This window comes from Lentilactobacillus hilgardii DSM 20176 = ATCC 8290 (assembly GCF_000159315.1).
Lineage (GTDB): Bacteria > Bacillota > Bacilli > Lactobacillales > Lactobacillaceae > Lentilactobacillus > Lentilactobacillus hilgardii.
In genome coordinates this window covers 1-225 of the sequence record NZ_GG670092.1, presented here as the reverse complement: position 1 = coordinate 225, position 225 = coordinate 1, and the positions used below count along the sequence as shown (strand labels likewise).

General features: G+C 64.9%; 1 pseudogene. It reads right to left on the bottom strand.

The annotated features are described in order from the left end of the window. Positions 1-225 (bottom strand): annotated as a pseudogene (locus tag HMPREF0519_RS13575) (F0F1 ATP synthase subunit alpha); the annotation flags it as partial.

The window sequence follows — 225 nt, the reverse complement described above, 5'->3', positions numbered from 1 at the left end:
ACCCGCGGGCGCTTCAGCAGCAGCGAGATCTGGCGGTAGGCGACGGCCTGCTTGGACAGATCGTCGTACACGATCAGCGCGTCTTCGCCGCGGTCCATGAAGTACTCACCCATGGTGCAGCCCGAGTAGGCGCTGATGTACTGCATGGCAGCCGATTCGGAAGCGGTCGCGGCCACCACGATGGTGTGGGCCAGCGCGCCGTTCTCTTCCAGCTTGCGCACGATG